A 24,255-nucleotide genomic window follows, 5' to 3' on the forward strand; every position below is an offset into this window, starting at 1 on the left:
GTTATATTTCATGTCTTTTTATGATGGCATCTTTTCATTAATTGTTTATGAGTATTTTTGCTAACAAAATTCGTTATTAATATTTATTTTCTACACTGTTATGTAACATTCTTATTATTCTGTCTTTTGCTATATATTTTTGTTATTGCGATGAATAACGCTAACAAATCGTCGCTAAAAATAAATAAGGAAACATCGTGGGATATACGCTCAGTTTATTAGATCAAAGCCCCATCGCCGAAGGGATGAATGCAGCGCAGGCGCTAGCGCAAACGGTGTCGCTGGCAAAACTGGCGGAAACGCTTGGCTATTACCGCTTTTGGGTTTCCGAACATCATAATTCTGATGAATTGGCGGGATCGTCTCCCGAAGTCTTAATTACCTGGCTGCTGGCGCATACCACAACGCTGCGCATCGGCTCCGGTGGCGTAATGTTACAGCACTACAGTCCGTATAAAGTGGCGGAAAATTTTCATGTCATCAGCGCACTGGCGGGAGATCGCGTAGATTTAGGCATCGGCAAAGCGCCAGGCGGGTTACCGCTGGCGACACGCGCGTTGCAACAGGAAATCGGCGAGACGCAGCGGGTTACCTTTACGGAGAAATTGCATCAGCTAAATCGTTTTCTCGATCGCCATGAGGATACCGCCGATCGCCTGAATGCAACGCCGCTGCCAGAACATGAACCACAGCGCTTTCTGCTGGGTGCCAGTCAGGAAAGTGCGCGGTTAGCTGCATCGCTGGGCTGGAATTTTGTGTTTGCTGGTTTCATTAACGCGAGCGAAGCACTGTTAACGGAATCGCTCCTGAGCTATCGGGAATTGAAGCCAGCGCGTGCCAAAACGCTACTGTCACTCTCGGTGATTGCGGCCGAGCGCCAGGAAGAGGCGGAGGCACTGGCCAATACACAGCATAACTATAAGGTGTATATCGAAAACAAGCCGCCGCTGACTGTGGGGAGTCAGGAGCAGGCCGATAATTTTGTTCGTCAAGCGGGCGCAACAGATTTCCGTATCGAACAGGAACCACGCCATGTGCTTTACGGCACACCGGAACAGATTCATCTGCGTCTGGAAAGTTATCATCAGCGTTTTGGCGTAGATGAATTTATTATCCATACGCCTGTGACGTCCTCTCGTGAGCGTGAGGCGTCAATCCGGCTATTAGCACAGCGTTGAGCAGTGGTAAATTTTATCAAGACTATGCCCACTATAAAGGCTACGCCCACATTGCCGATTGAGTAGAACTCGTCGTGTTAGCGATATTTTTCAGACAAACCTTACATATTCCCCCTGTTTGACTGTTCTATACTCAGTAGTAAGCAAGATAATGTTTATTCGTGGATGAGATGAATAGGGGGAAAGAAGAATGATTGGTCTCAACCTGGTTTATCCCGTGTCATATTACGCTACACCCGACAAAACCGATCAGGTTCAGGGTATTTCCCGTTCGTCACAACTGTCTGGTTACCCTAATCAGAGTGGTTCTACTCAGGCTCAGGCGGCGTATGAAAATAACCGTTCAGCTTTTACGCCTCCTGTAGCTGATGGCGTTAACCGCCCAACAGCAAATAACCAGCTTAACGTTTACATTTAAGGTTGTGTCAAAGGCAAAGACGGACTGTAAATAATTGTTTTCATTCCGTCTTTCCCCTCATCTGATTTTCATTACGCCCACCGCACTTACTGAATTCCTTGTCATTGTTAACTTCGAAGACGATTTACTCGAGACGCATAGCGAACATCCTGTGCTTCCGTCGGTCACGGAAGTGCCCATTTCGTCTGCATACCTTGCAGCGTTTTATTGCTCAATGTGATATCCCGTTTACCGTTACGACGCAGCAATTCCTGACGCGACTGCTCCAGATAGTTGTAGAATGCATTGTCGCGTTTAAACAGCAAAGGCTATCGACGTCAGTGCGATAAGAATAGCGAGCGGTGACACAATGAATCGTAGAGGAAAATAATGAATATGAGTGCGATAAAGAAAGGGATTGCGGGTCTGCTACTGGTTCTGCCGCTGTATGGGATGGCAGAGACAAAGGATCCTGATTTGTTTGCTGGCTATACCACGCAGGATCTCACTGCTGCATTACCTGACACGCTATTAAACATGATTCAGCGGGACAAAGTGCTTGATGTGCCAAACCACATGGTGCAGGCCGAGTATGTCGATCCCTCAACGGGAGGGAAGGCGCTGGTTTCCCTGTTCATGCTGCCCCCCGATAGCAAAGGTAATATTCCCATCGCGTCAACGCCCGGCGATCTGGATGCGGTGATCGCCAGCACGGAAAAAGAGATGCTGCGCCAGCGCATCAAGCCCGATCAGCGTGCGGGGAATATTGACGAAGCGACACCTTTTCGCTGTTTACAAACGATTTTGAATAATAAAGTTCTGCATTCGCTGTGTTCGACATTGATTAAAGGGCGCGTGCTGGAAGTTCAGGCAATCAATACGGTCGAAAATATTCAGGATGAAGCCGGGCTAAATAAGGTTATCGGGCAACAAAATGAATTCGTGGTCGCGATGGGAAAAACGCTGCTGGCACTGAAAAAATAATCGTAGATGCACTGCACAATTTGCCGTGTGGTGTTCTATTGCCGTCTTCACGCACAATAGCTATCTTAACCAACGTACTGTTTTAGCAATGAAAAGGACCATTTCATGCCCCATATTGATGTCAAACACTTCCCAAGAAACCTGTCTGAAGAAGAGAAAAAAGCCGTTGCTGAAGACCTCGCGGCAGTCCTGAAAAAGCATTTCGGCTCTTCGGATACTTCACTTTCTGTCGCGCTGAACGAAGTCCAGCCCAATTGCTGGAAGGAGGAAGTTTACGATCCGCTCATTAAACCACAATTGGATACGTTGGCGAAAAAGCCAGGATATTCGTATTAAAAATCGCGTAAAAAAGCCGATAACACATTGAGTGGTATCGGCTTTTTTAGCATGGCAGAGCAGAGGAGTTACGCGCTCAATAACGGCTGAGCCGTGCTTTCAACCAGTGCCAGTAGAACTTTAACATCGTCCAGACTAACGGTCGGGTTCAGCAACGTCAGTTTCAGGCAGGTCACGCCGTTAAACTCGGTCACACCTACGTTGGCGCGGCCTGACTCCAGCAGAGCATCACCAATACGCTGGTTAAGCAAGGCGATAGTCGCATCATCCGCTGCCGCCAACGACTGCGGGCGATAGCGGAACAGCACACTTGCCAGTTGTGGCTGCATCACCAGTTCCAGCGAGGCGTGTTCAGCCACATACTGTGCAACGTCCTGCGCCAGCGTAACACCGTGATCGATAATCGCCGCGTACTGTTGCTGGCCTAACGCTTCCAGACCCATCCACAGCTTCAGCGCATCAAAACGGCGCGTCGTCTGCAATGATTTCGACACCAGATTCGGAACGCCCTGCGCTTCATCAAACTCAGAGTTCAGGTAAGCCGCCTGATAACGCATTAGCTCATAGTGACGCGCTTCTTTTAACAAGAATGCGCCACAGCTAATAGTCTGGAAGAACTGTTTGTGGAAATCCAACGTAATGGAATCCACCAATTCAATGCCATCCAGATAATCGCGATACTTCTCGGACAGCAACAACGCGCCGCCCCAGGCGGCATCAACGTGTACCCAAATCTGGTGTTCGGCTGCCAGTGTCGCAATCGCTCGCAGAGGATCGATCGCACCCGCATCCGTCGTACCCGCCGTCGCCACGATCGCCAGAATCTGCTCGCCGTTGGCCTTGGCCTGCGCCACTTTTTCGGCTAAATCGTTCAGATCCATTCGCGCGAAGCGATCGGTTTTCACCAGCGTAACGCATTGATACCCAAGCCCCAGTAAAGCCATGTTCTTTTGCACCGAGAAATGGGCATTTTCAGAACAAAAAACTTTAATTTTCTTCAGGTTACCGACCAACCCATCTTGCTGGATCGAGTGTCCCTGACGGGCAAAGAAGGCGTCACGCGCCAGCATTAATCCCATTAGGTTGCTCTGCGTACCACCGCTGGTGAACACGCCCGCATCGCCAGACTGATAGCCAACCTGAGTACGCAGCCATTCAATCAGTTTCATCTCAATGATGGTCGCTGACGGGCTTTGATCCCAGGAGTCCATGCTCTGGTTCGTCGCGTTGATCAACACTTCAGCCGCCTGACTGACGACCAAACTCGGGCAGTGCAGGTGAGCGACACACTGTGGGTGATGCACCGACAGGCTGTCTTTCAAAAAGTACTCAATCGCACGCTCGATAGCGGCCTGATTACCCAGACCCTGAGGATTAAAATCCAGCGTGATGCGCTCACGCAGTTCGGCAACGGTTTTCCCCTGATACATCTCAGGTTGTTGCAGCCACTGCATGACGGCCTGGCTACTCTGCGCGATCGCGTCCTGATAGGCTTCGATACTCTGCGCAGAAGAGGCCAGAATCGGGTTGACTTTTATTTCCACTGCTTCTGTTTCCACTAATTGGGACATCGTGGTCATTCGCTCCACTCAGACTGGCTTCACGCCAGCAGACAGCAGGGCGTTTTCAAATTTATCCAGGAAGATTTCCAATTCAGCATTGCTGATCAGCAGGGAAGGCAGCAGACGCAGTACACAACCATTACGGCCGCCACGCTCCAGAATCAAGCCGGATTCAAAGCATTTTTTCTGCAACAGCGCAGACAGTTCGCCATCAGCCGGGTAGCAACCCATGTGATCCTGCGCTTCGCCAGGCTTAACAATCTCAATCCCGATCATTAATCCCAGACCGCGAATATGGCCAATCACCGGATAGCGCTTTTGCAGCCCAGCCAGTTTGGCTTTCAGCCATTCACCTTGCTCGGCAACTTTATTGGCGACCTGATTGTCTTTAAGATGCTTCAGCGTTGTCAGGCCGGTGGCCATCGCCAATTGGTTACCGCGGAACGTACCGGTATGATGACCCGGCGCCCAGGCATCGAACTGCTTCTTGATACCCAATACAGCTAATGGCAAACCACCGCCGACCGCTTTAGACATCACGATGATATCTGGCTCAATACCCGCGTGTTCAAAGGCGAAGAATTTACCGGTACGAGCAAAACCAGCCTGAACTTCATCGATAATCAGCAGAATACCGTGTTCCTGCGTCACTTTACGGATGCGCTGCAACCACTCGACCGGAGCCGGGTTAACGCCGCCTTCACCCTGAACAGCTTCCAGAATGACTGCCGCTGGTTTACGCACGCCGCTCTCAACGTCGTTGATCAGGTTTTCAAAGTAATAGGTTAATGCTTTCACGCCTGCTTCACCGCCAATGCCCAGCGGGCAGCGGTACTGGTGTGGGTAAGGCATGAACTGGACTTCCGGCATCATACCGTCAACCGCTTCTTTCGGTGACAGATTACCAGTTACCGACAGCGCACCGTGTGTCATGCCGTGGTAGCCACCGGAAAAACTAATGACACCAGAACGACCGGTGTATTTTTTTGCCAGCTTCAGTGCAGCTTCAACCGCATCGGCACCAGAAGGGCCGGTAAATTGAAGGCAGTACTCTTTACCCTGACCCGGCAACAGGGAAAGCAGGTATTCGGAGAACTGATCTTTCAACGGCGTGGTCAGATCAAGTGTATGTAACGGCAAGCCGCTAGTAATGACACGTTGGATGCTTTGCAATACGTCAGGATGGTTATGCCCAAGTGCGAGTGTGCCCGCACCAGCAAGACAGTCAAGATATTGATTATTCTCAACATCGGTGATCCACACGCCTTCAGCTTTGGCAATTGCCAAAGGCAATTTGCGTGGATAACTCCTCACGTTCGATTCAAATTCAGCTTGTCTTGCCAAATAGGTTTCATTGTTTCCGTTTAATGAATTCGCACCTAAACTGTCAATACGGACTTTATCCGTCATCATATCTCTCCTACAACCGTGGCGGTTATTGGGACACCACTGTTGAATAAATGAATTAAACACATAACTGCTATAAGAAAAACGCGGCCAATATAGGGTTTTTCAGTCACCGACTCAATGATTTATTTCGTTTAGAAACTTTTATTTTTTGACATAAAAATCAAAAGGTTGAGTGGTTAATGACTTATCATGATGCTACAACCACTTTACATGCTTATTAAATAAGCAAAAAAAATCCGTCTCCGGCAGAATTCTTTCGCCGAAAAAGCGGTAAGGAGTGGAGTATACAGGGAATATAATACTTCGGGAGGATATCGAATCCTCTATTCAATCGAAAATAATCGGGTTACTGTCCACGCTCTTCTTGCTCACCGACAAGATATTCAGCAATTATTATTTAAGCGCTTGATTCAAGCGTGAATCAGCATCCAGAGGAAAGTGCAAAGGTTTTACAGCCTCAGCAATCCGTTAAATCGGATTCCAGCGGCTTCTGAGATAATTAACCGCGTCCTGAGTTTGGGGCTGATTGAGATAGTTTTCTCTAAAAAGAATGGTGCCATGAATGTTCGGCATAGATTCATTTAAATCGAGCTGCTTTTTCAGCTCCGGCACGCCACCATTGATCGTCCAGTCTGGCTCATTCTTAGAGGGTTCGCCCACTTTATACAGTGCCACACCAATATAAAGACGGGTATTGGTCGGTTTCACGATATCCGCCCACCACTTTGCCAATACATCATAGCGAGCCGCATCGCGTGCGAAAGGCCAGTATAGCTGCGGAGCGATGTAATCCAGCAGTCCTTGCTGTACCCACTGGCGAGTGTCAGCATACGCCTCATCATAGGCGGCAGCGCCTCGCGTATCGGAACCTGCTGCATCGTGTGATCGGTTACGCCATACACCAGCGGGGCTGACGCCAAATTCAACCCCAGGTTTCAATTGCTTGATGGTATAAGAAACCTGCTCGATCAGTTGCTGGGTATTATGTCGCCGCCAGTCTGCTTTTGAACTAAATCCCTGACCATACTTTTTGAAGGTTTCACCATCATTAAGCAGGGAATGGGAGGACTCAGCATAGAAATAGTCATCGAACTGCACACCGTCAATCGGATAGCGAGCAACGACTTCCGCCACAATACTGGTGATCCAACTTCGTGCCTCGGGGATGCCGGGATCGAGCACAAAGCGATCGCCTGCCGTACGAATCCAGTCGCGATGTAACACAAACACGCTGGCTGGATTCTGCGTCAGTGTGCGATTTAGCTCTACGACAGTGGCCGGTCTGGTGTTAACCGATACACGATAGGGATTAAACCAGGCATGAACTTTCATGCCGCGTTTGTGCGCCTCATCCAGCATGAACTGGAGTGGATCATAGCCAGGATTTTCACCAATATTGCCCGTCAACATATCTGACCAGGGTAATATTTTAGAGGGCCAGAGCGCCGTGCCATCCGGTTTAACCTGGAAAAATACGGTATTGATGCCAAGGCTTTTCAATTTATCCAGCTTGATTCTCAGCGCATTTTGCTGCTGAGTCATACGAGTGGTGGGGCTGGCATTAACAGATGACACCGGTGGCCAGTCGAGACGGGAAACGGTCGTCAGCCAGACACCGCGCACTGGCTCCCGCTGTTGAGATTGCTCTGGAAGTGGCTGCGTAACAGGAGGAAGCGGGGTGACCAGTGAACTCGGCGGTTTGGAGGCACAACTGGCAAGTAGCAGCGCAGCGGCAATCAGTACGACTGGCTTTTTCACGTTGGTTAGCTCTTATTTCTACGGCTATTCGCCCAGGGATCAATGACGTCATCATTTGATTTTATCGGTTCGGCATCATCCAAAGAATCAAGATACAGCGCTTCAACTTCAGCACGAGCCCAGGGCGTCCGACGTAAAAACGTTAAACTGGATTTCACACTTGGATCGTTTTTAAAACAATTGATGTTGATCAGTTTACCCAGTTCAACCCAGCCAAACCGGGCAACCAGCGCGTTAACTTGCATTTCTAGCGTTACACCATGCAAAGGGTCTTTAGAAATATGAGCAGCCATATAGAAGTCCGATAATGTCAGGTTTTGTGTTCAGAATTAGGCTTGTAGCAAGGGAAGGTTACAAGAAAGTAGGGTGGTCAGCAATGACATGCCGTTAATCTCAGCCGGGTGTCATGGGACTGACAAGAAGAACCACATCATGAAACCCAGACTAACGCTTGACCCACATGGAATTGCACGGCTAAATGCTCCCATACCTTTCATTATTTATACTGATATCAGGCACAAGCCGCACATGAAAACAGTCAGGGAGAAAAGAGCATGATTATTTTTGTTACCGGTGCAACGGCTGGATTTGGTGAATCCATTACCCGTAAATTTATTAACGCAGGACACAAAGTGATCGCCACGGGTCGTCGTCAAGAACGTCTCGATGCGCTGAAGGCTGAGCTAGGCGATGCGCTGTATACGTTAAAGCTGGACGTACGCGATCGTCATGCGATTGAGCAAGCCGTTGCCAGTTTGCCACCCGAATGGCAAGTCATTGATGTATTGGTCAACAACGCAGGGCTGGCGCTGGGTCTGGAGCCTGCACATAAAGCGTCGGTAGAAGATTGGGAAAACATGATCGACACCAATAATAAAGGGTTGGTGTTTATGACGCGGGCGTTGCTGCCAGCCATGGTAGAACGCAATATCGGCCATGTTATCAATATTGGTTCTACCGCAGGAAACTGGCCTTATGCAGGTGGTAACGTATATGGTGCCAGCAAAGCGTTCGTACAGCAGTTTAGTCTGGGATTGCGCGCCGACTTATCTGGAACGCAAATCCGTGTAACCAACATCGAACCGGGTCTGGTTGGGGGAACCGAGTTCTCTGCCGTGCGTTTCAAAGGCAACAGCGACAAGGTTAGCAAAACTTATAACAATACGACGCCATTAACCGCAGAGGATGTCTCTGAAGCCGTTTTCTGGGTTGCGACACTCCCAGCGCATGTCAACATCAATACACTGGAGATGATGCCAGTCAGCCAATCTTTTGCAGGTTTAAGCGTACACCGAGAAGGCTGATGATGGCCGACAACGCAAAGCATCCCAACAACCTCAATTATTTATAACAGCCAATCTTCTTCATACTTAAAGCCCTGACACAGGGCTTTTTATCAACAATGATCAATGATGAGTGAGCAATAAGGGAGGCAGGGCAAGGACCAACAGCTCATTGATATGTAGCAAAGCTACGGATACAGATGAAGTTGTTAACCATCAAACACCATTTAACTTATGTTGTGTGAGAATCTAGTTCATAAAATAAAAACGCCATACACCTATGATTTAAATGAGTTTTTTAATATAAAGCTCAACTCATTTCCAGATAACTTCATGAACTAACAAAGAATGTGCTTCGTCGCAATGCACCAGCCAGCGGTATTTAGTTATATTGAGTGCGATTACAATCGCTGGCGTCGCCACAGTGCCTGTGGTGGTCTCAGCCCGGAACAATTTGAAAACCAGAACCCGCTAGGGCTGTGTCCACATTAGGTGGATAGGATCAGTTTGTGATGTTTGGCGATTGATCCGATCGCTCAACTCGAACTGAGTTCCTTTCTGGTGATTAAAAAAATGATGTAGAACAAGAGAAAGTTTCAATATATTGAACAAAATAGATATAAATCTTATTGACATGAAGATAGATAATTCAGTTGATTGTTAAACGAAAACCAAATAAGTTATATGGACATATTATGATGTCTAAAGGATTGGCGTATGGCTAAGAAAGTCTTTTTTAGTTTTCATTATCAAGATGTAATCGATTTCAGAGCTAACGTGGTCAGGAACCATTGGGTTTCTAAACCTGACCGTGCGGCAGCGGGATACTTCGATAAAAGCATCTGGGAAGAGGCTAAGAAAAATGGTGATATCGCGCTAAAAAGAATGATTAATAGTGCACTAGAAAATACAAGCAATACGGTAGTTCTTGCTGGCAGCAAAACATATGAACGTCCATGGGTGCGTTATGAGATTTTAAAAAGTTTCTTACGTGGAAACCATATATTATCCGTTAATATTAACAACTATAAAGATAAAAATAGGATAGTGAAACCTAAAGGACCAAATCCACTGGATTATGTTGCTGCATCATTATCTTCTGACGGAAAATCAGTGACATTGATGGAATATCAAAATGGTAGTTGGGTCAACTACAATGAGATTGATAGTAAATCAACACACCCACGCCCATCAGGCCTACCAAGCGGAAGACAAGGTACATCAGTAAAACTGAGTCAACTATTTCCAGAATATGACTGGATTAAAAATGATGGGTACAATAATTTTTCAGCCTGGCTAAAATAGCAAATAACGTAGAAATTTAACACGTGCAGCAAAATGAAAAATGACCAATATTTATTATAATTAATACTGTTATAGGTGACATATCGATGATTGTGGTTATGCATAATAATGAATATTCTGAGATGGCTCTGCATATTAAGGAAGGCCTTGAATCTGTATTTGGTGTACACACTCCAATTCAAAAAAGAAATAACAACTCATCTGATGAGTGGTCAAATGAAAGAGAATGGAATGATGTACTGATTGTACTATTTGGAAAAGATTCTCTAACACAGTCTGCAATTGATTTTATTGAAGAACATCAAGCAGCTCACTTGCATGGGGCATTAGTTATTCCTGTAGCAATTGATCCAACTTGTCCCATACCTCCTAAACCACTGGATAAATACAAAGCATTGCAATATGACGTAAATACATGTGAGGCTAAAGGAGCTCTTACCAGGCGTATAGGCGCAGTACTAGGGCTTAAACTTCAAGGCCGTGATACGAGAATTTTTATCTCATACCGTGTAACAGATGGAGAATATTTATCCAAACAATTGTACTTACATCTGAAAGAGTTAGGTTATGATCCTTGGCTTGATAAAGCAGAGGAACAAGATGGTGATGCTGGGATCTTAGCAGGCGAAATTGTACAGGATAAAATAGCAGCTAAACTTGTAAATGCAAGTCTAGTGCTTCTCATTGATACGCCAGATTCCTACCATTCTAAATGGATACGTGAAGAAATTAATTTAGCAAATGGGATGCTAGTCCCAATACTCCCTGTAGTGTTCCTGGGTGCCGAAGAGAGTAGAGTAAAACCTAGAATAAAATCTCTAGAATATCTTCAGCGGTGGGTCAGTTTTGAGTTTGATGGTGAGTGCAAAAGTAAAGAGCTAACCACCACTCAATTAAACAGAATCACACATGAGATTGAGACTTATTTAAGCGATATTTTCATTCGGAGATGTCGCGTACCATACATCGTAGAACGGAAATTTGAAAAAGCAGGATATGATTGGAATCTTATAGATAAGCCGCATGCTATGTATAAATCCATTAAGAAATACAGTAGCAGAGTTCGTATGACTGTTCATAGTCATTGCTCTGCATTTTCTGAGATTTATTCGCCAGCCTTTGTCCAGGTAGGTAAATTTCTTGCAACTCAGCAGCAAGCAAATCATTCTCTTTACATCTATGATGGAAATCTTTTACCAGATGATGAACTTGAACCATACTTAGATAAAGGAATGACTGTTATACATCATCAAGAGATTTCAGCTCACTTATCATCGAACTTTACAGGATTTAATGAGAATGAGTGATTCAAAACAGAAAAGTGCAAGAATCAATGTATCATTAGCAGGTTTAGAAGTGGGCCTTTCTGGAGCGATACCAGAGCGTAAGGACTGGACCGAACCAGCAATGGATCGCGGAATCCTCGAATTTGTGGCACTTTTTAGTGGTCTGGTATTTAAGTATGGCGGAAGAATCGTACATGGTTGCCATCCTAGCCTTACTCCTGTCATTTTGCATCAAGCTAGGTTACACGCAAAAAAAACTGACAAACCTCCGGTCACGTTAGTGATGTCAGATTTATGGATTTCTGAATATCGATATGATGAAATACAATCAATGCTTGAGGTATCCGAGCTTATCGTCACAAAAAGACAAGGGAGCGGAACTGCTGCTGATGTGGCAACTAGGAATAATAGTCTGACTTCAATGCGCAAGGTGCTAATAGCAGCTCAAAACATGATGATTGCGGTAGGCGGAAAAAAACATGACGCAGATGGCATTAATCCTGGAATTGCAGAAGAAATGAATTTAGCACACAACTATCGTATTCCAAGGTATTTGATAGGGGGACTTGGTGGATACTCACAGGAGTTGGCCAAATCATTAGCCATTGAATCATTACACAATGACCTTTCACGTGATGATAATATCGAATTATTCAACACGAATGATGTATCTTCTTGCGTCAATTTGATATTTGAAAATTTATGTCAAAGGTGCTGGAAATTTGATTCTATTAATTTACCTTCAAATAATCTCCAGTCAGTTCACGAACTTATCAAGGAAAAGCTCATTAGAGATAAGAAACCCAACAGTTCACCTCATCTGCGGTTCTAATTTAAAAACAACAGGTAACCCAATTGAAATTGGAGACCGTATGATCTCCAGTTAATTAGTTACGCTTCAAAATAATCACAAATCGAATAATAAAATTTTTATTACGCTGTATTTCTGTTAGATTAAGAAATTCAAACTACGACACAAATTCAATCATGATAAAATTTATTGGTATTGGTGTTGGTTTTTTTATCTATATACAGATTCACAGTTTATATTAAAAATACGAACTAACGTGACAATAAAAGGACAGCAAAATGACTAGGAAATGCTTTTATAGTTTTCACTATACTCCAGATAACTGGCGAGTATCTCAGGTAAGAAATATTGGTAGTTTGGAAGATAACAAACCCGCTACTGATAATGAATGGGAGGAAGTTGAGGGCGGAGGAGAAAAAGCAATTCAAGATTGGATACAGGGTCAACTAAAAGGAAGAAGTTGTGCTGTCATATTAGCAGGCGAGAATACTGCTGGAAGAAAATGGATCAATTACGAAATATCTGAAGCGTGGAATAAGGGGATGGGAGTACTCGTAGTATACATAAACAATCTAAAGAACGCAGATGAAGATCAATCCTTAAAAGGAAACAATCCTTTAGATTATGTAACTATCCCAGGAGGCGACGCAAAGCTTTCCACTGTAGCAAAAGATTATGACCCTCCATATCTTACTAGCAAATATGTTTATGATTACATCGCTAAAAATCTTGAAGACTGGGTTGAAGATGCAATAGAAATCAGGAAAAATTACTAGAAATATTATCCGGGGGTTTTTAGAAATCCCCGGATAATCTATTAAACCTGCACACAACAGATGAGCCGGTAATTGAGGCACTGACCGATATTGATGAACGCTATCCGCGATACAGATTCATCCTAGTATCCAGACAACCAAGATCTAAGGGTGACGGCAGTATTGGCTTTGTGATCCAGCACCATCCAAAGGTTATTTGGATGCCCCTCCAGTTTCCCCCAAACAATTCGTCTGTATAAGCCCAAGTATTCCCAGGATGTCCAGGAATCTTGCCCCTCAGTATCGGATGCCGGAAAAATTGCTATTTTCCCGAGACCTTTGGCACCGTCAGCAATACCGAGTTCCCAAGGAACCCAACGGCTGTCCTTGCTGTTGCTACTCGTCAAAAGAACAAAACGTTTCGTCTGAATGATTCTTTGCTTCAATAGTGCCGCAGTTTCGTCAGTGGTATAGGGTGGCATCTCCGGATCTATTTCATCGACATAGACTATACCTCCATGGTTTTGAATAACTTGCATAGCTCCGATAACCAAATCTTTGTCTTTGCTGGAGTGGGAAAGAAAAGCACTGGCTGACTGGCTTATTGATGCCGTTATTAATGATTTTTGCAAATCTGCCGGAGCTAGGTTTGCTGAAAAGCTTCGCAGTTCTGAAGTGGTGACGTTACGGGCCATAAATTTATAGTCTCAACACCATACGAGTCAGGATATCTTTGCTATTCTATCAATAAGTTCAAAGAGCACAGTAACTAGTCGGTCGCGGCTTTTTTGGTCAAGAAGTAGCGACGGATCAGCAAGCGCTCTCAGTTCCTTATCAGAGGGGCGTTGTGCCATGGCTCCTTCGGTGGACAGGGGAGAGCCAATCAGTTGCTCGCAAATGTCTTTAGCTGCCCCGCCAGTTGCTGCGATGGGGATTAAGAAGGCACCACTTACTTTTGCACATTCGAACTCTTGCAACACGCCGTCGGCTGAAATTAGTGCTCCGTCCAGTAGTTTTACGCCCCCCACAAAAATCACTATCCCTGCTTGCCTAGCCAGCTCGTTCCTCAGGGCCTTCCACTCGCGCTCATTCGGCACGCTACCTTGCAGAGGCTGGGGGAATGGGCGTGCAACAAGGCGGCGGTCCAGATCCCACCCTCCGCCATTACGTAGGGCCGCCAGAAATCCTGATATAGACGCAGAGCCGATCAATACGCCTGCCCCAGTCACCAAATCTCGATTCGATTCGCCAATCTGGCGGCCTATACTTTCGGCAAAGGCGTGAATGTTGGAGGCCTCCGCGCCACCATGCTCAATCGGCCAACTCCCACTCACCCAAACACGCTTGGCAGCGACGCGACGCTCTACTTTTCGTAGCAACTCAGGGACTTCGTCATAATTGTCAATTTCAACGACAAGAAGCCCGTAGCGTTTCAGATCTTTTGCCCACAAGTCATGTTGGGTTGAACGCGCGTTGTATTCATCATCGGATGAAAAATCAGCACGTTGTGGTGGGCGTACGATGGCGAAATGCTCGGGGGGAGCATCTTTGAAGCTTTCCCGGATTAGTGATAGCACATGTCTAATATTAGGGTCAGTGAAACTGATTCCTACGAAAAGCATTGACATACTTGTCAGATGAGCCTGGAAAAGAGGTAGATAGGCTCCCCTTTTCGACCTGAATAATTCATAGTCGTCGGTGGATATCACGATATCGTCTAGCCTATCAACCGAGCCATGCATCTTATAAAGTCGTGTGGCGCCCGGCGTTGCTTTAAGCGCCAGGTTGTCTACACCGGAGATTGGCTCAAGAGGCCGATTGATGGCTTGGAAGGCTCGCTCAATCAACCGATCATAGTTAGTTGTCCAGATATGCCGGATAGGCAACCGGGCAATCACTTCCACCGTGTCTGGTATCGGTCTGTCGGGACTAATTTCTTTCTTGATAACTTCGCGGACGCGTGTTGCCCCTCCGGTTGCCTGAATGCTCCACTGTGCCAATGCTGCAAGATCATGTACGTTTTTGGAGCTGATCCCCAGTTCTTCGCCAATTTCTCCCAATAGCTCAAACCAGGATGGATAACCTGCAGCCATTGAAACGCCTGCTCCAATAAAAATGGCGCCCGTACCGTCATTCAACGCATTCGGATATTCTTTTAAGAAGCGATTCATGGCCGCTTTGGTCATACTAGTATTCCTTGATGTATGAGGGTTTGTTTTTTAACTCTGCCAATCGAAACTTAAAATTTAAGGTTTGTAATCTTTGCGAATTTGAATAGCTTCCTCAATCCATGCCTCAATGTTGTTTTGAATCGACGCATAGATGGCTTTGCTGTCCGAACCGGTTGGTGTTTTCAATCTTGCGTAAGTTGATAGTTTGATGGTCCCGCTTTTTAGTGTAACGCTGTCGAAAGGATTCGCCCCGGCAGTGGAAGTTTTCTGCTCGCTGTTGAGGAGACCATTTATACGGATGCCCAGTACACCCTTGCCTGAGTTCCATCCTTTAACTATCTCTTCTATTACCCAAGGTCGGTTCGCCGTTTCTGCTCCGACGAGAACAACCACACAGGATTTTCCACTCAGATTCTCATCAATCCACTTTTCAATTGCTGCATTGCCTTTTCTCTTAACTTCTTCCCATGCGTTAGGTTTATATAAGGTCTGTCCCTCTATCACGCCGATGTTACGTACTTGTTGGGTACGCCAAAAGTCATTGTCAAAATGAAAGCTAAAAAATACTTTTCTGGCCATAATATGACTCCTTTTAAAATCGTTAGCGGTTCAGGTCATTATGGAGCAGTTGATAGCATTGGATACAAATTTAGGTGCGGAACTGCCCATCTTAATCGAGCCGCATTAGTGAAAGTGCCAGCACTTTTTACAGGTACTAATATATTAGACTGGCATGTGCGACTGTTTTCCAGATAGTGGGAGAATGCCGACATCTCGTCAATAGCTATACGCGAGTAATGGCCAGATGAATAAAAAGACACCATAATTTTTGAGCCAAAATTCACAAAGATATTTGATGGCCTGTAGTGAGGCCGATTGAGTGGATAGCGAACGAAAACTCAAATGGTCAATTTGATATGCAAGTGGATACAGCAAAGGTAGGCAAGTTCTGGTGTCCATCAGAATCCACTGCCGCTTATGGCCCGTTGCAGTTAGCTGGCTAAGTGCGAACATCAGGAAGAAGCATTCTATTGACGCTACTATGTTATTAGTGGGCGTTTGCGACAGAATCAATGGATAGAATTCACGGGCGATGTAGCATTTTAGACATCTAAGAAGCACTTTAGTCGATAATCTTTCACCTGTTCGTCTGTCAACATAGATGCTTGTGCGTGGAGTAGTACGCATACGGCCGAGGGCTATTGACCATAGTGCATTGTTTGCTTAACGTTAGTGCGTAGGAAAGAAATAATCTGGGAAAAGAATTGAAAAAGATAGAAAATATTGCAACGTCGTGTTAAAGGCCCGTTTTACTGGTACAGGGAAACAGGCGCTAGGTGCTGGATGATAATGACAGGAAATGACGATGCTGAATATAAGGATGTATCCTGCCCGGAATGGTGATGCGTTTTTGCTTTGTGCAGATAGAGCCACATTGCTTATTGATGGCGGGTATAGTTCAACGTTTAACAACTATATTGTCGACGATCTACGGAAACTGGCTTCAGAGGGGCAAGCCCTTGATCTGGTGATTAATACGCATATTGATGCCGATCATATTGGCGGCATCCTTCGCTTTCTATCTATTAACGGCGCAGCGGCACGTCCTGAAATTATCCAGATTAAACGCATCTGGCATAACAGTTTACGCAGTCTGACGGCCCCGCAGACTGAGCCGGTTGAGCTTAATAATGAAATTATTTTAAACACCCTTACTCAACGCGGTTATTTGACCCCCAATGAAGAGGGGCAGGGCGCCAAGGCTATCAGTGCCCGGCAGGGCAATACGCTCGCCTCTCTCATTCATGACGGGCAATATGACTGGAATGAAGGCGACGGATTACGCCGTATCTCAGTTGAGTCTATGCCTGGAATCAACTTGCCTGGCGGGCGCGTTACTGTACTGACACCATCGAATACGGCGCTGGATGCACTACTGGTGTTTTGGCAAAAGAGCCTGAGGCGCTTTGGATTTAAGGGTGAGGTGGGGGCTGATACGCTGGCTGAAGATGCCTTTGAATGCGGTGTGTCACACCTGCAGGAGGCCGTCGGGAAACCACCTTCGCTAATTTCAGCAGGTCGTCCCAGGCAGCTTGAAGAAGTTTACCGACCTGACACCTCTGTGACGAATGCCAGTTCCATTGCGACGCTTGTTGAACTTGATGGTTGTCGCATTTTAATGCTGGCCGATTCCCCTGCAGAAGACATCGTTCATCAGTTGAAAATTTTGCAAGCTGAGGGCTGTTCCCTGCTATTTGATGCAATCAAGATCTCCCATCATGGCAGTTGCAGTAATACAAATCCTGAACTGCTGGGGCTTGTTGATGCACCGGTGTATTTTATTTCATCCGACGGCAGTCGACACCAGCATCCAGATGTGGAGGTGTTGACGGCCATCGTTGACAGGCCTGCCGCTTTTTCCCGCACCCTTTACTTTAACTACCGAACCCCGTCTTCAGACTACTTACAACATTATACGACGATTACTGGGGCACCTTTTACCGTAGAAGCAGGCACGTCCTGCTGGATTGAGATTGGAAAACGCCAATGATGCTGGATGCGGAAGTCAGGCTTGCCACCTGTAGGATTGCTTGCGGGAAAGATACAGGAACCGGCTGGTTGATATCACAGGATAAAGTGCTGACGGCGCGACACTGCGTTGAGAATGCCCTTTTTAATCAAGCGCCCGTGTCTCTGACATTTAGGCAGGCAGACACACAGGTGGAACTGAAGGCCACAGTCCTGGATGAAGATGAAAACACGGACGTCTGTTTGCTGTTGCTTGATGCACCGCAGGATCTGACCCCTGTACGATTGAGTGAAACTCGCCCGTTGCCGGGGAGCTCCTTTTATGCCTATGGATGGCCTCAGAGTAAACTGGGCATCGGGCATCGCGTGGAGGGAACGATCGCGCAGATCCTCGCCGAGCCGCTGCTCGGAATGGATATAGAAATAGCCATAGAGCAGAATGCGGTACTTCCCCGCTATGAAGGGCTATCTGGTGCGGCACTTATCACCGGGGGGAACTGTACGGGGATTTTGCGGGTTTCCATTGAGAATACGGTGGGCGTCATTTCAGTTGCAGAGATGGCAGCGTTTCTGCGGCGTAACAACCTGCTTCCGGCACCCGTTACACCGACGGAGAGTTATGAGAACACCAGTGAGGCGCAGCGGGTTGAATTCCGGCACAGTTTTGAGCGCGTTATTACCTTAAAACGCGGGGGATATCTATTTCTGGAGGGCGCGCACGGTATAGGCAAATCGACGTTTTGTGCAAAGTTTACGCCTAAAGACCCGACGATTGAGCATTTTGGGACCTATAGCTTTAACACAGGCCGTGACGGCGTGAATGCAGTTCAGCAGGCTCAACCTGAGACCTTCGTTAACTGGTTAAGTATGCAGGTTTCCCTATTCCTGACGCGGGAACCCGGGCGGCTTATCAAAGGGGACTACTCCGTACTCATCAATGAAGCCGGACAACTGCTGACGCGCCTAGGTGAAGAGTATGCCCGCCGCAACAAGACAGGGGTGCTCTTCATCGATGGACTTGATGAGGTTGATAAGTACGATGAGGCCCTGCTTAATCGGTTTACAGCCCTGTTACCCCTGCAGCTCAGTGAAGGCTTGGTAGTGATCTTTTCTGCCCCGGGCTATACCCGTTATTCAGCACAACTGGGTGTCAGGGTATCGCCTGCGGACTGCTGCACACTGCCAGCTCTGACTCAGGCATCAGCGCGGGAATACTGCAGACAGTCGCTCAAAGAAGTACCATCGCAGGGGATGATCAGGGTTATCTGCGATCTTGCGCAGGGGCATCCTCTGTATCTTCGCTATCTGATCGATCTGGCCAATGCGGGAAAAGCAGAGGAAGAGCTTGCTCAGTTACCGCTCATTGACGGACGTATCCGAAATTATTATGAAATGCTGTGGGTTAGCCTGCAAAACAACCCGCTAGTGGTTAATCTTCTGGCGATTATCGTGCGTTTACGCTGGGGAATTTCACATGCGCAGCTCACCGAACTGCTCAGTCTTGAAGAGCTGAGCGTCCTAGTCAGCACACTTGAACGCATCAGCCACCTTCTGATGACCCCTGGTGAGACAACCATTTATCACGCCTCATTTGCTGATTTTCTGGCAGAAAAAACTGTCCTACGTGAAGCAGATATTCAGCAGCGGCTGTCTGCCTACTGTGAAAGTCACCCTGACACTAGGTATGGCCTTCTGAATCTTATGTATCACAGCCTGCGCTGCGACCCGACCCGGCAGATGTGGGCAATCAGCCGCTGCGATCAGCACTGGGCTGACCGCTGTGTTACCGAGGGGGTTAATCCGGCGTTACTTCTTGGCGATGTTCGGGAAACGCTGAATGCCGCATTGGCAAGCGGCAGTCTGACGGATACCGTACGCCTTCTTCTGTTATCCCACCGGCTGAGCTTTCGCTACAACACCCTTTTTGCGCAATCTGCTTTACTCACAGCCAGGGCATTGATCCGGATTGGCCATCCTCAGGAAGCGTTGCAACACGTTATTCGTTTCGGGCGGCTCAGTCTACCAGTGACGCAAGCCCTGCAGGTGGCGTTTGACCTGATTCGTGCGGATAACGACAGCGATGCTCTTGCGCTTCTCAGTCTGGCAGATGACTGGGTGGAGGAGCAGCTGGCAGAGGTAAAAACCGGTCTTTCTTATCCGGAATTTTTACAGCTTTATGATATGCGTATGAATATCTACTTTCTCAAAGGGCTGGCCGGAGACAGGCGTGCGGAAGGAGATTTAAAGCAATTTCAGCTTTACTGGATGAACGTGATTGAGCAAGTCTGTGACGATGAGGGGACGGTCAGGGGGCTTCGCGGTCAGATGTGTGCCTCGTTCTTTGCAGGCATGCTGTTTTTCCATGGACGTTATATTTCGCTTGCGAAACTGAGTGAGAATTTCACGGGGCCCCTGCAGGAGGTCACGCAATCGTTCGTGATAACGTTCATGTATTACCATTTTCTCTGTGAGGAGTTTCAGGTCAGTATTGATCCGGAGCTGCTGGACCAGCTCTTTAAAGACCTGACAACGCTGAGCTGTCTGGAACATGAATCTCCTGTGTACGTAGATCCCCGGACACTTGATGCTATGATCTCGTCTGGTGCCCCTGCGCAAATGATAAGAAATTTTCAGGGGGATACATCAGTACCACTGCAACCGGTACGTTTCATTGGTGATGATAATGTGTCAGCGAATGATGTGTCGTTCCTGGAGGAGATGGCTAAACATAAAATTCAGGCATTTTGCGATCCATCGTATGACTGTCCGGCGCCCGTTGCGCTGACAGCAACTGGCTGGATCGTAGGCATGGAGGAATTGTGTAGGATGGTGGCATGGTGTGAGGGGGCGGCAGGACGTTTTCATTTAGAGGGAGATGAAGCAGCCCTTGAGTCGGTGTGGACTGTCATTGAAAAGCAGGTACTGAGCAGCCTGACATTTCCATTATCAGACCGTGTGGCATGGCATGATGCCTATGCTCTTCCTGAAGCTATTGTACCACAGCTTTATGAACGGCTGGCACTCCTGATATCGTCTGTTTTCCCTTCCCGACTGGACGCGCTTTTGGCCTTTATTGAGCAGCATTTCCCCCGTCAATTTGGGCTGTATTCGGAAGGGTTCCGAGCCACGTTACTAAAGATTCTAACACTCCTGAGCCAGGTGGTGGATGACGGTGGAATTCAGAACCGCCTTTATGATCTGGCCTTCCGTTGGTATGAGTTTGTGCTGGGCAATCTGCAGAATCGCCATGAACTTGTGCCAGAGTTGTTGCACCTGGTTTCATTATTTGTCCGGCTGGATGCGGGTGAAAGTGCACGGCAGGCTTACCAGCAGGTGCTGGCATTCTCAATGGGCCCCGACTGGTATAAAGAGGATCAGTTTGGTCTGATGATAACAGCGCTCAAGTCAATGAGCGAGGCGGACGCGATCCCTCAGCGTTTGCTCGCCCGTATTGCCTGTCTGCTGGATATGGCTGGCGGTGAGATGACCTTTCAGCGTTACGTGCGATATGCGCGCCGTGATTTCACTGCGGCGTTGTGCCAGCACGGTAATTTCTCCCAGGCAGCCGCGTATTTTATGTGTCAAACATACGGTACAACAGCTCAGCTTTATGCTGAAGCTACGCATGGCGACATCGATCGTGTGTCATTACTGAAAGGAACGCGTTTCCCCGGGGGCGCACTAGATGAACAGGATGTGATCCTGAACATTGTGCGTTTCGCTGTCCCGATGTGTGACTGGGCGTTATGCTGGGCATTGCTTGAGACCTACCATTTTGGCGATGCGCGTCATCTTGATAATTATGCAGATGCCTATGCTCAAATGATGATCAACATGCAGGACTGTCAGGATGCAATGGCGATGATCGCACAACGGCTCACGCTTATTTTTGAAGCTGAACTGATGCCTGGGAACCGGCACCTGTTTATGAAATACCTGCGAAGCGCACTTCCTGAGGCTCTCAGGGATAAAACTGATTTTCTGAACGTTTACCTTTCAGATAACAACAGCGCCCCAGCACAGCAGAGCGAGCCATTTGAAGACGTCGCAGAAACGCAGCATGCACCGCCTAATGTTTTTGCAAGGGCATCGCTTGCGCTTGATGAGGCTGAAAGTCAATTGCACAGACGTAACACGTCACAGGCGCAGCACAAGGCAATCAATGCACTTGAGATGTTTCAGCAGGAGGGATGGTCGGTATGGAGCGACTTATCAGAGGAGCATAGACGTGCAGGCTCCATACTGCTGAAAAGCACGGATTCGGTGTCGGAGGTTGTGACGCTGAGTAGGGCGTTAATTTCTGCAGAGCAGCATACGGAGAGCTGGCGTATCGCTGACAAGCTGATTGAATGGTTGTCTCCTGCAGCGGATGAGAGTGTACAGGCTGAGCTGGCTGAGCATTCGCTATCACACATGGAGATACTAACCGGCATGCCTGTTGCCGTCATCGAACGGTATGATTTTCTTAACAGGAAAGAGGATCAGCATCCGTCTTCTGCGCTTACCCGTCTGCTTCTGCATGCTGTTGATCATCCTGTCTGGATGCGCAGTGAGAAAGCTGCGGATATGTTGCTGTGGCTGCTGCAGCATCATCCCCATTACGTATCCGACGTTGGGCCTCTGGCATTTTCAATGGTTTCACTGAACCATCCGGATGTGCTGTGCGGGATACTCGATAAGCTTTCTCAGGATGATCCTGGGTCTTTATGGACTTTGCTGTCAGCACATCTGGATGTGGCAGAGACAAAAAAATCCTGCTGTCATGCTGGCCGGCTCGCCACATTAGGGCGAATTGCGAGACGGGCTGCATCCTTGGGGAACGCGAGTGCTGCTGAGGCGCTAGCGTTATTGCATGACGGGGAAGTACGCCAGCCCTTGCAGGAAAAAATCGCACAGCAGAGTCCAGCGTGTCCAAAATGGGCTGAGATAATTGCTTTTCAGTGGCGACAGTTAGCGGATGCCGGGCTGGTTGACGGCAGCCTGTCAGAGAGGGCATTTGCTGTGCTGTGTGAGGCGTGTCATCCCTTCGGGTGGGAAACAGTAGAGGCTCTTGAAGAACTTTTGGCGACGGGCATGAGCGGAAGCACGGCCTGGAACGGCCGATGGGAGGCAAAACTTCGCTTTGCCTTACAGGTAGCACTTATGTCCGTTCTGGACGATGCACAGTGCCTTCAGGCTGAGGCTATTTTCCGTATCTGTAATCCTGAGCCGACTGACACATTCAGAATTACGCATTTTTCATCGCCTGGTAAGCAATGGCTCAACCAGTTGATGCAGGGGAAGGTTAAATTTTCACCTATTGCTGACAGCCAGCTCTATCTCGATTTTTACGAGAGGCGGAATATTAACGGCGTACTCGTTCTGTTGAGGCTGACGGCTTATTTCTACCGTGACGGGGTAGATGCTCCCTGCTTATCCGGACGTTTTCCTGCAACCGCTCTTGCCACATCTGTGCGGGCAGGCCAACTGGACACATGCGTGAATGTTCAAGCGACGCCTGCATATTTTGGCAGTTTCACGCCAGCAATTCCTTCTCAAGGGCTAATAACGCTCACTAGGGCTCTTTCGCATCATTTTAAACGAGCTAGTTGGCGAAAGGGGCGGGATGTTGAGAGTCAGGGGGGCGCGCCTCTGGAAGAAGGGTGTTATTTATCCATTAAACGGGACGCGTTCAGACTCCCGCCGGGAATAAGGGTTGTATGGGTTTGTGAATTCAACAACGAACCGATTGCGCTTATGAACGCCGCTGGCGCACTGAAGATTCACTAGGAAGAATATGAATATACCGTTAACGCGAAGTGAATTCGAGCACCGACTTCATCTGCTTGAGAATCATTCAAAAACGGGTCGGCTCATGCTGGCAGAGGGGGTATCCGGTGAGAGTTTGCTTAAAGTCAGGCGACTGCCAAACGGCCGGATTGATTTTCTCTCCGTGGATGAAACTGCCCGTCTTCAGGCGAATATGATGGAGTGGATGAAGTCGATTCCCCTGCCGAACATACCGAACGATGAGGGCACTCCCTAAACTTAAGTATCGAGTTAATCCTAGTAGAAGGGGATGTGAAAAGATACCTTTGAAAGGTGCGAGGTCAATGGAACAACTTTCAGAGATTTATCTCTTATCTGAATGTTCATCACGGAGCTGCGTTGTAGTGGCCCCGAAAAAACTCACTATAGAGAACGGTCTAGGAGAAGACTGTAAAAGCATTTGCTTGCGTTAATTCGTGAGGGGAATGTTAGGCTGTGTCCCGTAACTGTTTTTTGTACAACTCAACAGTGCAAAAAACGCGTTTAAGCGATAAAAATCGCCCCAGAAGTGTTCAACATTCAACAAAAAATCACATTTTGGGAAGTGTTCTTACAGTACTTTTTGGTATGTAGGGAAGTTAAGGGACACAGCCTAATGTGCAGGACGTGCCTGCCCTGAGGATTGAACACACCTGTTTTTACGATCTCACCCTCAGGCAAGCCTTGATCTGTCCCCGAAATT

Annotated in this window: 20 protein-coding genes and 2 pseudogenes; 14 read left to right on the forward strand and 8 right to left on the reverse strand. The window is 47.4% G+C overall.

Annotation, left to right across the window (positions count from 1 at the left end):
- The first annotated feature begins 197 nt into the window (after positions 1-197).
- Both OI69_RS01485 and OI69_RS01490 read left to right on the forward strand, forming a co-directional pair.
- Positions 198-1,178, forward strand: coding sequence for an LLM class flavin-dependent oxidoreductase (locus OI69_RS01485; protein WP_039345137.1), 981 nt, complete (start codon positions 198-200; stop codon positions 1,176-1,178).
- Between the two features lie 190 nt (positions 1,179-1,368).
- A complete protein-coding gene (locus OI69_RS01490) occupies positions 1,369-1,596 on the forward strand; it encodes a hypothetical protein (RefSeq protein WP_039345140.1) in 228 nt (75 codons plus the stop codon).
- A 164-nt stretch (positions 1,597-1,760) separates the two neighbouring features.
- Here the strand turns inward: OI69_RS01490 and OI69_RS19745 are convergent, their stop codons facing one another.
- Positions 1,761-1,901, reverse strand: a complete 141-nt coding sequence (locus OI69_RS19745; protein ID WP_154715506.1) for a hypothetical protein — start codon at positions 1,899-1,901, stop codon at positions 1,761-1,763.
- A gap of 70 nt (positions 1,902-1,971) precedes the next feature.
- On the opposite strand from OI69_RS19745, the gene OI69_RS01495 reads away from it, so the two are divergent.
- Positions 1,972-2,559: a hypothetical protein gene (locus OI69_RS01495; RefSeq protein ID WP_235319645.1), complete on the forward strand. Its 588-nt coding sequence runs from the start codon at positions 1,972-1,974 to the stop codon at positions 2,557-2,559.
- Between the two features lie 105 nt (positions 2,560-2,664).
- On the forward strand, positions 2,665-2,895 hold the full coding sequence (pptA, locus tag OI69_RS01500) for a tautomerase PptA (protein WP_039345146.1): 231 nt from the start codon (positions 2,665-2,667) through the stop codon (positions 2,893-2,895).
- A gap of 68 nt (positions 2,896-2,963) precedes the next feature.
- Here pptA and OI69_RS01505 read toward each other — a convergent pair whose 3' ends face one another.
- Complete coding sequence (locus OI69_RS01505) at positions 2,964-4,475, reverse strand: pyridoxal phosphate-dependent decarboxylase family protein (RefSeq protein ID WP_052198283.1); 1,512 nt, start codon at positions 4,473-4,475, stop codon at positions 2,964-2,966.
- A gap of 9 nt (positions 4,476-4,484) precedes the next feature.
- Complete coding sequence (locus OI69_RS01510) at positions 4,485-5,870, reverse strand: diaminobutyrate--2-oxoglutarate transaminase (RefSeq protein WP_200886888.1); 1,386 nt, start codon at positions 5,868-5,870, stop codon at positions 4,485-4,487.
- A 282-nt stretch (positions 5,871-6,152) separates the two neighbouring features.
- Here OI69_RS01510 and OI69_RS20170 point away from each other — a divergent pair.
- Positions 6,153-6,287, forward strand: a pseudogene (locus tag OI69_RS20170) (type II toxin-antitoxin system RelE/ParE family toxin); the annotation flags it as partial.
- Between the two features lie 48 nt (positions 6,288-6,335).
- Here the strand turns inward: OI69_RS20170 and OI69_RS01515 are convergent.
- Positions 6,336-7,625, reverse strand: coding sequence for a glycoside hydrolase family 10 protein (locus tag OI69_RS01515; RefSeq protein ID WP_039345151.1), 1,290 nt, complete (start codon positions 7,623-7,625; stop codon positions 6,336-6,338).
- 5 nt (positions 7,626-7,630) lie between these two features.
- Positions 7,631-7,918 carry a VF530 family protein gene (locus OI69_RS01520; RefSeq protein WP_039345155.1) on the reverse strand — a complete coding sequence of 96 codons (288 nt, stop codon included), beginning with the start codon at positions 7,916-7,918 and terminating at the stop codon, positions 7,631-7,633.
- A 261-nt stretch (positions 7,919-8,179) separates the two neighbouring features.
- On the opposite strand from OI69_RS01520, the gene ydfG reads away from it, so the two are divergent.
- From ydfG to OI69_RS01545, 6 genes and pseudogenes are all read left to right on the forward strand, one after another.
- Positions 8,180-8,929: a bifunctional NADP-dependent 3-hydroxy acid dehydrogenase/3-hydroxypropionate dehydrogenase YdfG gene (gene ydfG, locus OI69_RS01525; RefSeq protein ID WP_039345159.1), complete on the forward strand. Its 750-nt coding sequence runs from the start codon at positions 8,180-8,182 to the stop codon at positions 8,927-8,929.
- A 357-nt stretch (positions 8,930-9,286) separates the two neighbouring features.
- Positions 9,287-9,400: pseudogene (locus OI69_RS18990) on the forward strand (IS3 family transposase); the annotation flags it as partial.
- Between the two features lie 225 nt (positions 9,401-9,625).
- Positions 9,626-10,213 (forward strand): TIR domain-containing protein, encoded by a 588-nt coding sequence (locus OI69_RS01530; protein WP_039345162.1) that lies wholly within the window; start codon positions 9,626-9,628, stop codon positions 10,211-10,213.
- An 86-nt stretch (positions 10,214-10,299) separates the two neighbouring features.
- Positions 10,300-11,520 (forward strand): toll/interleukin-1 receptor domain-containing protein, encoded by a 1,221-nt coding sequence (locus tag OI69_RS01535; protein WP_039345166.1) that lies wholly within the window; start codon positions 10,300-10,302, stop codon positions 11,518-11,520.
- Complete coding sequence (locus OI69_RS01540; protein ID WP_039345170.1) at positions 11,513-12,331, forward strand: hypothetical protein; 819 nt, start codon at positions 11,513-11,515, stop codon at positions 12,329-12,331. The genes OI69_RS01535 and OI69_RS01540 overlap by 8 nt, the downstream gene beginning before the upstream one ends.
- A gap of 257 nt (positions 12,332-12,588) precedes the next feature.
- Positions 12,589-13,086, forward strand: a complete 498-nt coding sequence (locus tag OI69_RS01545) for a TIR domain-containing protein (RefSeq protein WP_039345173.1) — start codon at positions 12,589-12,591, stop codon at positions 13,084-13,086.
- Positions 13,087-13,208: 122 nt separating this feature from the next.
- Here OI69_RS01545 and OI69_RS01550 read toward each other — a convergent pair whose 3' ends face one another.
- Genes OI69_RS01550 through OI69_RS01560 form a run of 3 tightly spaced genes read right to left on the reverse strand, consistent with a single transcriptional unit; the run spans position 13,209 to position 15,815 of the window.
- Complete coding sequence (locus OI69_RS01550; protein WP_039345176.1) at positions 13,209-13,760, reverse strand: toll/interleukin-1 receptor domain-containing protein; 552 nt, start codon at positions 13,758-13,760, stop codon at positions 13,209-13,211.
- A 27-nt stretch (positions 13,761-13,787) separates the two neighbouring features.
- The gene (locus OI69_RS01555; protein WP_039345179.1) at positions 13,788-15,251 is read right to left on the reverse strand and encodes an SIR2 family protein; all 1,464 of its coding nucleotides are present in this window, start codon (positions 15,249-15,251) and stop codon (positions 13,788-13,790) included.
- 60 nt (positions 15,252-15,311) lie between these two features.
- On the reverse strand, positions 15,312-15,815 hold the full coding sequence (locus tag OI69_RS01560) for a TIR domain-containing protein (protein WP_039345182.1): 504 nt from the start codon (positions 15,813-15,815) through the stop codon (positions 15,312-15,314).
- A 787-nt stretch (positions 15,816-16,602) separates the two neighbouring features.
- On the opposite strand from OI69_RS01560, the gene avs1a reads away from it, so the two are divergent.
- The 3 genes from avs1a to avs1c are packed head-to-tail and all read left to right on the forward strand — an operon-like array spanning position 16,603 to position 23,790.
- Positions 16,603-17,787: an AVAST type 1 anti-phage system MBL fold metallo-hydrolase Avs1a gene (gene avs1a / locus OI69_RS01565; RefSeq protein ID WP_039345185.1), complete on the forward strand. Its 1,185-nt coding sequence runs from the start codon at positions 16,603-16,605 to the stop codon at positions 17,785-17,787.
- Positions 17,784-23,534, forward strand: coding sequence for a serine protease (locus tag OI69_RS01570; RefSeq protein WP_039345188.1), 5,751 nt, complete (start codon positions 17,784-17,786; stop codon positions 23,532-23,534). The genes avs1a and OI69_RS01570 overlap by 4 nt, the downstream gene beginning before the upstream one ends.
- Before the next feature lie 7 nt (positions 23,535-23,541).
- Positions 23,542-23,790 carry an AVAST type 1 anti-phage system protein Avs1c gene (gene avs1c / locus OI69_RS01575; protein ID WP_039345191.1) on the forward strand — a complete coding sequence of 83 codons (249 nt, stop codon included), beginning with the start codon at positions 23,542-23,544 and terminating at the stop codon, positions 23,788-23,790.
- Positions 23,791-24,255: the final 465 nt, after the last annotated feature.

Source organism: Pectobacterium fontis (assembly GCF_000803215.1).
In the GTDB taxonomy this organism is placed as follows: Bacteria; Pseudomonadota; Gammaproteobacteria; order Enterobacterales; family Enterobacteriaceae; genus Pectobacterium; species Pectobacterium fontis.

What these genes read in the sequence shown, in the direction of transcription:
- ydfG (WP_039345159.1), top strand. Translation starts at nt 8,180, where the DNA reads ATGATTATTTTTGTTACCGGTGCAACGGCTGGATTTGGTGAATCCATT.
- OI69_RS01545 (WP_039345173.1), top strand. Translation starts at nt 12,589, where the DNA reads ATGACTAGGAAATGCTTTTATAGTTTTCACTATACTCCAGATAACTGG.
- OI69_RS01510 (WP_200886888.1), bottom strand. Translation starts at nt 5,870, where the DNA reads ATGATGACGGATAAAGTCCGTATTGACAGTTTAGGTGCGAATTCATTA.
- OI69_RS01540 (WP_039345170.1), top strand. Translation starts at nt 11,513, where the DNA reads ATGAGTGATTCAAAACAGAAAAGTGCAAGAATCAATGTATCATTAGCA.
- OI69_RS01530 (WP_039345162.1), top strand. Translation starts at nt 9,626, where the DNA reads ATGGCTAAGAAAGTCTTTTTTAGTTTTCATTATCAAGATGTAATCGAT.
- avs1c (WP_039345191.1), top strand. Translation starts at nt 23,542, where the DNA reads ATGAATATACCGTTAACGCGAAGTGAATTCGAGCACCGACTTCATCTG.
- OI69_RS01570 (WP_039345188.1), top strand. Translation starts at nt 17,784, where the DNA reads ATGATGCTGGATGCGGAAGTCAGGCTTGCCACCTGTAGGATTGCTTGC.
- avs1a (WP_039345185.1), top strand. Translation starts at nt 16,603, where the DNA reads ATGCTGAATATAAGGATGTATCCTGCCCGGAATGGTGATGCGTTTTTG.
- pptA (WP_039345146.1), top strand. Translation starts at nt 2,665, where the DNA reads ATGCCCCATATTGATGTCAAACACTTCCCAAGAAACCTGTCTGAAGAA.
- OI69_RS01495 (WP_235319645.1), top strand. Translation starts at nt 1,972, where the DNA reads ATGAGTGCGATAAAGAAAGGGATTGCGGGTCTGCTACTGGTTCTGCCG.
- OI69_RS01505 (WP_052198283.1), bottom strand. Translation starts at nt 4,475, where the DNA reads ATGACCACGATGTCCCAATTAGTGGAAACAGAAGCAGTGGAAATAAAA.
- OI69_RS01560 (WP_039345182.1), bottom strand. Translation starts at nt 15,815, where the DNA reads ATGGCCAGAAAAGTATTTTTTAGCTTTCATTTTGACAATGACTTTTGG.
- OI69_RS01490 (WP_039345140.1), top strand. Translation starts at nt 1,369, where the DNA reads ATGATTGGTCTCAACCTGGTTTATCCCGTGTCATATTACGCTACACCC.
- OI69_RS01520 (WP_039345155.1), bottom strand. Translation starts at nt 7,918, where the DNA reads ATGGCTGCTCATATTTCTAAAGACCCTTTGCATGGTGTAACGCTAGAA.
- OI69_RS01535 (WP_039345166.1), top strand. Translation starts at nt 10,300, where the DNA reads ATGATTGTGGTTATGCATAATAATGAATATTCTGAGATGGCTCTGCAT.
- OI69_RS01550 (WP_039345176.1), bottom strand. Translation starts at nt 13,760, where the DNA reads ATGGCCCGTAACGTCACCACTTCAGAACTGCGAAGCTTTTCAGCAAAC.
- OI69_RS01555 (WP_039345179.1), bottom strand. Translation starts at nt 15,251, where the DNA reads ATGACCAAAGCGGCCATGAATCGCTTCTTAAAAGAATATCCGAATGCG.